This is a genomic window from Pseudoalteromonas sp. McH1-42, assembly GCF_022347845.1.
GTDB lineage: Bacteria > Pseudomonadota > Gammaproteobacteria > Enterobacterales > Alteromonadaceae > Pseudoalteromonas > Pseudoalteromonas rubra_D.
On sequence record NZ_JAKRFU010000048.1, the window covers coordinates 1 to 9,569 of the forward strand.

General features: G+C 44.1%; 2 protein-coding genes and 2 pseudogenes. 2 read left to right on the forward strand and 2 right to left on the reverse strand.

Features of this window, described 5'->3' with window-relative positions; all coding sequences use genetic code 11:
* Positions 1–125, forward strand: a pseudogene (locus MHN31_RS23750) (transposase); the annotation flags it as partial.
* A 1,378-nt stretch (positions 126–1,503) separates the two neighbouring features.
* Here the strand turns inward: MHN31_RS23750 and MHN31_RS23755 are convergent.
* A complete protein-coding gene (locus tag MHN31_RS23755) occupies positions 1,504–1,887 on the reverse strand; it encodes a hypothetical protein (protein ID WP_239445501.1) in 384 nt (127 codons plus the stop codon).
* 9 nt (positions 1,888–1,896) lie between these two features.
* Positions 1,897–8,868 (reverse strand): RHS repeat-associated core domain-containing protein, encoded by a 6,972-nt coding sequence (locus tag MHN31_RS23760; protein ID WP_239445502.1) that lies wholly within the window; start codon positions 8,866–8,868, stop codon positions 1,897–1,899.
* Between the two features lie 577 nt (positions 8,869–9,445).
* Here MHN31_RS23760 and MHN31_RS23765 point away from each other — a divergent pair.
* Positions 9,446–9,569: pseudogene (locus MHN31_RS23765) on the forward strand (transposase); the annotation flags it as partial.

Below are 9,569 nucleotides of genomic sequence, written 5' to 3' on the forward strand. Positions count from 1 at the left end.
CCACGCAATTTACCAAAGTATTCCGCGGCGCAGTAGGCAGGCGTCATGCTATGAGTAAATATTGCACCCACCTACAAAAAAAGCGGCGCGCTAACCTGGATAATTGTGAACGCTTATTAGGTTAGAATTCCCATTACCTGAAACTCAAATTGATGACTGTCAAACTCAGGCAGGACTTAACCGCGCCGCACAGTGTCAAATAGCGACTGTTTCAACGGAGCCGGCTTACCCACGAGCCCTTCATTCAGTCTTCCGTCTGTTTGTTAGAAATAGCTCACGCACAAAAATATACGCAAGAGGTATAAAGCCTGGATGTCTATGTAGCACTTGGGTATCTATGTAGCTCTGTAAAGTCTTGTGATTGGCTTTATAGGTAAAATACTACATAGATACTGTTGCGTGAATTAGTTCAGGGTAACCATGCTGATCACAGCCATTGACGTAGTAGTTTACTTTTTGGTCGGTTGCAAATGCAGCCAATATGAGCGAGTACAATTCAGAGAATACTTGGTTGGACTTCTTCAGAGCGATTAAGTCAGACTGCTCGCAATTGTATGGATTTTTCATTGAAGCGAATTTGAAGTATATTGTTCCATCAACATTATTTGTTGAGTGAGCATAAATTTCCCTAACATAAGTCGTACCGCTCCAAGAGCCTGCATGAGTAACAAATGAACAAATCGCCAATGTTGAACTTATAACGAGAGCTTTAATTTTCAAAATTTACCTCATAGTTAGCTTTTAATTTAACGCCCTAATAAGGGGCTGATAATGCGTGGCCAAACGGTGTAGTGAAGCGGAACTGAGTCAAGCTTTAGTGGCCCCACGCCCAATCAATTATTATACAGAACCAAGCCTTTTTTACGATCTTTTAATGTAAAGAGGCACCAGATAATCACCTCAAATTGCTGAGCGCCGGTTTTGAATGGGTAAATGGGTTTCAACCTAAATTCCAGAGCCGATAACGCTGGGTGTCCGTGTGTTCCCCACGCTCACATTTACCCTAGAAGACACGTAGCAAGAACCGATAACGCTGGGTGTCCGTGTATTTTCCTCTAATTTTTAGAGACACCCATTCCAAAGTTACACAAAATAGCGCGCTCACATTTACCCTAGAAGACATGTAACAAGAACCGATAACGCTGGGTGTCCGTGTATTTATTGCGTTCTTTGATGCCAGCAGTGCTTCCGTGATTTGCGTTGAACCCATTAATGGTATTTCGATGAACCCCAGCAGCATTGAAAGTTGAAGCAGAGAGTGAATATTTCATTGCAGCCAAGCTCGCTAATCCTCCCCCTAATGAGGGTCCCGTTAATGATACGTGTATTCCCCACTTTTTTCGTACATTTTTTATCAGAAAAAAGGCGCTCAGAGAGCGCCGATTTTAAATGGGTGTCACCCTAAATTTTCCTCCGTGTATTTTCCTCCGTGTATTTTCTTTTTGCGGGTATTGGTAACTTTCGAGTTGGGGAAGGGCTGAATTTTCAGCCCTCTTTATCCGTTTAGAGTTTCCAGATTACCCGTCTATTCTCAGCAAACGCCCCCTTATTCACGCTGGCAAACCAGTCTGGCTTAACGTCAAAATACCTACCTAGCTCATTGTGAATAAAAGAGTCGAATCCATTCATGCCTTCCCAGACTTCAATAGTGCAGTCGTTCTTATCCAAAAAACACAGAAAAACAGGGTCATAAGTAACAAGGTCTTTTTTGTAGGCGGTTACGCTAACAACATCATCAAGCCTGACCTTGGATACCTCTCGGCCATTCTTGTTGACAACAAGATTGTTGTTTTCGCAGGTCACTGACCATTTGTCCTCACCTTTATTTTTAACTCTGTGAACAAAGTCATTCCACCAATTCAAGGTGCTTTTTTTAAATTGTTTCATAATACCGCCTTAGTTTGAGGTGCTATCTTCGCGACGGCCCCAGAAAAAATTGTGTATAGCCTCCCCAAGCCTTTCTCCACCTGCACCACCTAGTGCGGCCCCGCTAACACCACCAACGGCAGTACCCGGACCCGGTGCAACAAAGCTGCCGCCTATTGCGCCTACAATGCCACCTCCTATGCCACCAACAACCCCGAATGCACTCCTCATCAAGGCCAATCCAGTATTTTCTGATGTGGCAATATCAACCGCATTCATTCCTAAGTTAACCACTAATAAGCCACGGCCACCATGCTTTAAAGCAGACGCTAGCTTATTAGCTTTAGGATTGGTACTGTTTGCTCGACCACCAGTGCCGGGCTGAGCACCTGTGCTAGGTCGATTCTTTTTGATGAAATCATTTACGAGTTTCGGGGTCTTGTCTCTGGTTTCTTTCTTGATTTTGCTCCGTCCTTCGCTGTCACTTGGGTCGAGCGGAGCCACTCTCTTGTTGTAATCATCTCTCGCCGCCCCAGCATCACCAAGCTGCTGACCCACGTAGGCTGTAACACCATTTAAAGCCCCTTTAGCATCACTTTGATTCTCATTGATACTATTCGACCCAACACTCTCCTGCGACTCAAGGTTATATGCGACACTACCGCTAAGCATATCAATATTAGCTACTAAACCACTCGCACCGTTGACCTTCATACTATCAACTTTGATCAGCGTGTCACCATTCTTATCAAGGTACAAAACGCCATCCTTCGCAAATAACTTATCACCATCCCCCACATCATAGCTCATTGCATCACCGCAGCCCGGAGCTGAGTCACCACTGACATCCGCGCCTTTTGACTGGCATGCTGACGAGTACCCAGTTGGGTCTGTACCGCCCAGTGGGTTATTCATTATATATGAGTAGGGGTTAATCGACTGAGAGTTACCCGGGCTCTGAATGACAGGATCGACCGACATAAACCTGCCTAAATTGTAATCGTACACCCGGCCATTCATATGGATAAGTTCCAGATCATCTAGATGCTCATGATCGGTAAATCCGCGTCGCGTTTTAGCTGATTTATAGTCGCCTAATTGAGCAGTAAATTTCAGGCTGCCTGACGCCGCTCTCGGTTTACCAAATGGGTCAAAGTTTCGCTCTGCCACCACATACCCGTCTGCATTGGTGATCAACCTTGCACTGCCTAATCGATCTTTATGGAAATAACGGATCTGTGGCACACTAACGGATTGTGACGAGATGACAGCGATATCACCTATGTAAGCGCGAGTTGTTGTTTTGTTTCCTTCTATCTCAAGCTCGTAATGCTTACCTGCATAATAACTCGTTACGCTGCCTTTCACCTGCTTAAAGCGCATATGGTCAGGACCATAGGTAAAGCTTGCAGTTATGCCATTTTTGGTAATGCTTGTTGGTTTATCCATTGCATTGTAACTGGCAGTACTTAGTCCATCCCCTTTGGTCATATTACCGCGGGCATCATAGCTAAAGCCCACCCACTGGCCATTTTTTAATACCCGTTTAACCGCATTAGGCCCACCACCCGTATACCCGGATACGCTACTACTATAATCATATTGGGTTGCGTAATCAGATTTGCTTGTCAGATTACCCACAGCGTCGTAATCGTAGCGGATGGTTGTGTAACCAGCAATCGCATTGCTCTTCAGACGATGCAGATCATCATAGCTATATGATTCAGTAAACTGGTGTTGTTCACCCAACTTGCCAGAAGTCACTGACAGTGATTTGAGATTGCCAAATCCATCATAGCCCGTGTACTGAATAGCCAGCAGGTTATTGCCATTTTTATGAGTATAATGTTCAGTCATCTGGCCGCTTTGACGACTATAGTAGTTGTCCATTTGCAGACCATTGCCTAAAGTTTGCGACTGAATATAGCCAAACACATCACGCTCAGTAATCTGCTGGAAAGTATATCCACTGGCGTTGTTTTTAACGCCAACCTGGTAGCCTCGGTCGTCGTAAACAAATTCCAATGTCAGATTGTTAGGATAACGCATCCCTTTAGCGCGTCCATAATTGGCATCATAATAGGTGCTTGTTGAAAAGCTTCGACCTTCGCCTGCTACTGTATGAACAGTTGGACGACCCAGACTATCGTATTGATAACTATGTGTAACGCCATTGCCTGCTGCATTGCTCAACTGGCCATAAGTGTGCGTATCAAATGTGTAGGTTAACGTCCCTTCACCCGTTGCAGTTCTTTTGACGACACGACCCAGTGAATCAACATTGTAGTGAACAGATTTTCCATTACTGCGTGTTTCTCTTTGAACCTCGCCAAATCCGTTATAAATAAAGTCTGTTGCCCCCTGGTTTGGATCAACTACCCGAACTTTTTGCCCGAATGCGTTGTACTTAGCAACAATGCTGTTGCCCTTAGCATCACGTACTATAATGGGTAAGCCGTTACTATTGTATGAGTAACGCGTATCGCCATTCAGTGCGTCTGTGGTTTTCATTAATTGCTTTCGGCTATCATAAGTTCGGCTCATTTGACCCAAATGTAAGCCATAGCAACTCTCTGATACATCAATTGAGGTTGTAAAGCCTTTATAGCGATACTCTGTGGTCATTGTGCCGGTAGCAAATGGTGAACACTGTTGATCGACTGTCTTGCTGTCCACACGGCCAATCTCATCGTAGTTACCATATCGAACGCCATATTTAATGTTGCCAAACTTGTATGGCTGAGACTCAAATAATGGATACCCCTGTGCATTAAAGGTTTTGTCCTGCAGGATCCAATCGCCGCCCTGATTCTCGACTTTTGTCCGGATGGTACGCCCAAGCTTGTCAATAAAGGCAACTTTTTTGGGGGCACCTGGCGCAACCGTCAATACTTGGAGCACTGCATCCCGAGGTGCATAAGTCCCAGGCCGTTGTATCGCTGTATAACCCTTTGGCGTTCCCTCTACTTTTTGACTATAAGGTCTCAGGTAGCGATCATAGCCATATTCTGTAGTGAGATATTCACTGGCACTCACCTGCTGGTGCGTTTTGGTTTTAAGACCCGTTTTCGGATCAGTATTCACCCTTGTTTTATGTCCTTTGGCATTGGTGGTTTCATAGACATAATAACCACTGTCAGCCGCAGATGTACCATTTGAGGTATAGGACAGGGTTTCAACCCGGCTTTGCGAAGTCCAATTCGCATCGTTATAAATGCTTGCCTTTTTAGTAACTTGGGTAGGCAAACCGTAGCTATTAAAGACATAGTTTATTTCATGTCCATTACCTGAAGAGCCGCTAACCTTAACAGTTCTGGCCTTTCTAGACGTGTGAAAATTACTAAACTCCTTTGTCAAAGTAGTTTCGCTCACCAAGCCTTTTTCACCACCTTTGTACAGGAAATAAGCATCATTAGGGTCTCTGCCTGAAAGCAAAGACTTTGTAACGACTTTAGTTACCTTATTTACCCACCAGGCTGATGTATCGTAAGCATATGTTTTAGTTGTTGAAACCGTTGACATACCATACTGGTCATCCTGTCTTCGTTCGCTATGTATGATATCGCCATACGCATTAATTGATTTATTTTCTACTTCCGTTGTAGACAACCAGCTCTTTGTTGAAATATCACGTTTAATTTCATAGCTGGACTTTGCATACAAACTATATACGTTTTTAATTCTGTGACTTGGATTGCTTTTCCAATCTATTTTTGAGTGACTAATTGCAGAGTTCTCTGTCAAAGCAATTCGCCTGCCATCAAGGGTGTACTCATCTGCAATAAATGTGGCCTTCGCCATTAGTTTGCCCGCGTAGGGGAAGTAGGCCTGAAAGTCAGATTGTGTTACCAGGCCTCGTGTTACATCCGCTTCAATGATGCTTCCAAAACCCATGAATCCACGGCCCTGATTATTAAACAGCGCATCGCGATAGGCGTATCGGCGTACAAAGTCACCACCCACACCATTATCTTGCTTAAACTCCCTCACCACGTACATACTAGATGTGAATTTTTGATAACCCTTTACTATAAGCCCCGTTAAATTCAAACTATCAGATTTATACAGCCTGGTTACACCGTTTATATTAGTCGACACAGAAGACGACAAAGGACGATAATCCCATTCACTTTTCAGTCCAATACCATCTGTGACTGAGTGAAGTACATCAAGTGGTCTATATCGGCTCCCGTTTGTTCCCGAGCCAGTTCCGTAGTTACGGCTAATGTTGACCTTGCCTTTTGCATAACCATAAGGCGTTGCATCCAAAAAGCGACAACTTGATCCTGCGGGACCGCTTGCACACCCATAGTTAAAGACTAAATCAGGCAATCCATCACCTTGTGCATCGATAATAGCAGACTGATGAGCAGAACCGATAAAGTCGGTATCTGTACTGACAAAGCTGCCGCCTTTTAGCTCAAGCTTGGCAAAGGAGTAAATACTATGATCATGGCGCCCATCAATCGATTTATAAGTGCCTTTTCCTGAAGGGATCAACTCGTTGTAAATAGCAGAGCCACAGAACTCTGTCACGCTCTTCCCTCGGAATTCAAAATGAGACACATTTTGACACCCCTCCACCACAATACCGTTAGGGATCAGGAGCTCTTCTTTACCATCTGCATCAATATCAGCAACCTTGATGGCATTGCCATATTTTGGCAATTTAACATACCGCTCATTCTCTCTGTTCCCCTCCAGACCGTAACTCAGGTTATAGTAATAGTCTCTGCTATACGCTCTGGCATTCATATAAACAGGCGAGGTAAACCAGCCGTCACCTTTGCTGTATCTTACATACAACTTGCTGCCGTTCTGTTTCGGGTTGTACCAGCCAAACCAGTCTTTAAGACCATCACCATTTAGGTCTGCAAAGCGGTAGAATCGCCCCCACCCGCCATTGAACGAAGGAAGGTAGTCATCCTCATCGTCCCAGTTAACTGTTCTGCTTGTAAAGCTCAGCGTTTTACCTTTAGATGCCGTCAGCTTGACTGAGCTCAATTTGCCCTGCCCAATGTCACTTCGGTGTAAGGACACACGATAAAAATCAGGTATACCGTTACCATCAAAATCCCCACCTATCGAATAGGAAGTAGATGGATTGTCCGAACCCGGGTGCTTACCCACAGTAAACAGTTTTTGTTTATAAGACGTGGAATAAGGTGTCGAGAAATTACCACTGTGATAGTAAAAATAGATGTAATCATCAGAGTATGTTGCTGTTTTTTCGTAGATCACCAAATCTGGCAGACTATCACCATTCATGTCGCCAACATGCAAAAACGAAGACAGCTGAGGCACTTCTATATTGGTATTGATGCGAGTCGATGTACCATTCTGATAGTTTTTATACAGTACCAGCTTTTTCTTTGAACCTACTGAGCCTGCTACAAAATCAAAGTCGTCTGTAATGCCGTCCTGGTTGTAATCCGCGGTATCCGTATGACAATTCACTTTTTCGCCACTGGTACCAGAAAACTCGCATTGCGTCATTGGGTGGCTATTGCTCGTTGTATTGCCTTCTGCGTCGATGTAGAAGCCAGGCCAATCTCGGGAGCCATCCCCGTTTCGATCGCCATTAGGTAACACCGATGAAATGCTCTTACCTGCATTGATATTTACAAAGGTACCTCTGATTTTAGGCGCCTGATCTTCCCATTCAAAACGAGTTTTAGGCAAACAATTTCCGCCCGTTGTGCCGTAACACAACTCAACTGAAGACAACAGATCTATACCCGACGCACGACTGGCTGTATAACTAAGCGTATATTCTCTGGTTTGCGTGGAGTTGTGCTTAGTAACAACACGCTTCAGGCGCTGCGTTTTCTCGTACAATATACCCTGGTGGTATTTTCGGGTTGGGTCCAGTGCCTGCTCATATTCGAAATAGATGTTATGCATACCCTTATGTGAACTGCTATTACCTGTATAGTTAATTCTGTCCAGCAGTTTTTCGTTTGTACCGTAGGTAACATAATCATAATGAATAAAGTTTTTATTCGTTGCGTCTCGGGTGTAATCAATTAACCAGGCATAAGTGCCATTGTAATTTGAGCGGATGTCACGACTATTGGCTGATGCACCGTAATAGCTAACGTGACCATTTTTAAACCTGACCACAAAGTAGCTGGATGTAGAGTTCATTGCGCCGTGCTGCGTAATTTTGGCAAAACTGTCCATTTCCGTTCTGTATTCAGCGCCGCTTGAACCATAGCTGCCATTGATGGCAATCAGTCTTTGGCCATTCAGACAGAGACGATCGTTTTGATCATACTTAGGGTTTCGACTATATCCGTCTTGTGCATAGGTGGCCGGACAGCGTGTAATCGCAGACCCTGCCGACAAAGACCAACCCTTGCCAGCTATCCCTGAACCGGATCGTGATGAGTAATTCAGTGATACACGCGGCTGCATACCAGCACGCCCAGGTGTAAGTTCTATTGGGACAGAGTACGTTGCACCGCCGCCACTTACTCCAGCTCTTCCCTTGATTGTGCCCACATTATCAACTGAGGGAGCGCTGACACTGACTAAATTCGCATTGCCGGGGATCGAACTTGTCACATCTGCGTATTGAGTTTCAAAGACATTTTGAATCGCGCTGCCTGCTGCAATCAAATTACAAGAATCTCTGTAACATGCCGCAACCCTAACCTGCAAATAGCCATTAAATCTGTCATCCAGAATGACAGACAATGATTCTGTGAACAGTAGGTTTTCCCACTGTCCATCTTCATTCAGTACCTGAATTGCGTATTTACTGACACCGGCGATCGCAGACCAGGTTAAGCGCTTTTCCCCGTTGCTTATTGTTAACTGTGCCTGATATTCATTGGCATCAATTTTCCTGGGGACAACAATGAGCTTTTTACCAATTCGGATAGGAGTAAATAGACTTTTAGAATTAGCGAATGCCATGGAGGAAAACGCCACCAATTGTGTCATGCACAGCAGCACAAATATATGCTGCCATTTAACTTTGTTCAATACGCGATTCAATGCGTGAAGCTCCTTATTTAGTTACTGAAAGTAAACTCGACAGGTTGAAATTCAAGCAACCCTAAACATTCAAAAGATAGTTAAAGCAGATGCTCTGAAGTACAGCGGCAATTATTCAGCTTTATTAATTAATGGGCGCGAAATATACAGTAAAAACAAAAAACATACAATAAAGCAGGTGAAGAGCTGAGAAATTGTAAAAAAGCCACCTCAACAGTAAAGATTTGATAACAAAAGAAATTAACCAATCTGACACAAGATATGAGTCAAGCTCTGAACATGCTGCATATTATCAGTGTTAGTAAACAGACCAACTCACAGCCTGTTCGGTCATTTAATCTGTGAAGATTAAAGTACATAACGGGTACCGCTTGCACTAAAGCGATCTTAGTTATCAGTTCTTCTGCAAGTGGAGTGATAGATGACAAAAGATCACAAAAGATGACTAGAGTGACTAGCAGACACCCACCCCTAGCATGAAAAGATCAGAATTGACTAGCAGACACCCACCCCAAAACTTGCCTGCCTTACTTCCACTATCTATGCTTTTTATCTGCTCCAAGGATAAGGACATAAAATGCCAACGGCACGGAAAAGCCAGGTCAGCTTAGTTGACACAAAATACTACCATTGCATCTCTCGCTGTGTCAGGAGAGCCTTTCTATGTGGTAAAGACCCGTTAACAGGCCAGTCTTATGAGC

What these genes read in the sequence shown, in the direction of transcription:
- MHN31_RS23755 (WP_239445501.1), bottom strand. Translation starts at nt 1,887, where the DNA reads ATGAAACAATTTAAAAAAAGCACCTTGAATTGGTGGAATGACTTTGTT.